The 1,000-nt window shown below is 67.0% G+C and carries 1 protein-coding gene; it reads left to right on the top strand.

Annotated elements, in window-relative coordinates:
- The coding region (locus FDZ70_11415) for an efflux RND transporter permease subunit (protein TLM64557.1) at positions 1-1,000 on the top strand (1,000 nt) is incomplete at both ends.

Raw genomic sequence — 1,000 nt, 5'->3', positions numbered from 1 at the left:
GGACGGCAACACGGTGGAGGTCGCCGGGAAGGTCCGCGCCGCGATGGACGAGATGTCGTCGACGCTGCCGCAGGGCTCGAAGGTCGAGTACGTGTACGACGCGTCGAACTCGATCAACGAGTCCATCAGCGGCATGGTGCGGGAGGGCATCCTCGGAGCCATCTTCGCCGTGGTGATCATCCTGCTGTTCCTGCGCAACGGCAGGGCGACGCTGATCGCGACCGTGTCCATCCCGCTGTCGATGCTCGTGGCCCTCGCTGCGCTCAAGCTGTCCGGCGTGACGCTCAACGTGATGACGCTCGGAGGTCTCACCGTCGCGATCGGCCGCGTGGTCGACGACGCGATCGTCGTGATCGAGAACATCTTCCGGCACATCCAGGAGGGCGAGCCGAGGACCGCCGAAACCGTGCGGAAGGCGGCCGCGGAGGTCTCGTCAGCGATCACGTCATCGACGCTGACCACGGTCGCCGTCTTCGTTCCGCTCGGGCTCGTGAGCGGCATCATAGGGAAGATATTCCAGCCGTTCGCGCTGACCGTCGGCATCGCGATGCTCGCCTCGCTGCTCGTCGCCGTGACCGTGGTTCCGCTGCTCGCGAGCTGGATGCTGCTTTCGGGCAAGCTGCCGAAGCACAAGGACGCCTCCGAGAGCGCGTCGGCCAGGTTCTACCGCCGGCTGCTCGGCTGGTCGCTCGACCACCGCTTCGCCGTCGTGGCGCTGTCCGTGGTGCTGCTCGCAAGCTCGGTGGCGCTGCTGCCGCTGATCGGCACGGGCTTCGTCCCCGAGACCGCGGAGAAGTACCTCACCGTCGCCGTCGAGTACCCGGAGGGCACGAAGGCCTCCGTCGTGGATGGGACGGTCAAGGGAGTCGAGAAGATCCTGGCCTCGTCGGACGACGTGGACTTCTACCAGGTGACCGTGGGCGCGAGCAGCGGCTCGCTCAGCATGAACGGCGACCTCGGCGGGACGAACAAGGCCTCGATGTTCGTGCGGCTCAGCACC

This window comes from Actinomycetota bacterium (assembly GCA_005774595.1).
Lineage (GTDB): Bacteria > Actinomycetota > Coriobacteriia > Anaerosomatales > D1FN1-002 > D1FN1-002.
Note: the sequence above shows the minus strand (reverse complement) of the source record. Positions and strands in the feature narration are given on the sequence as shown.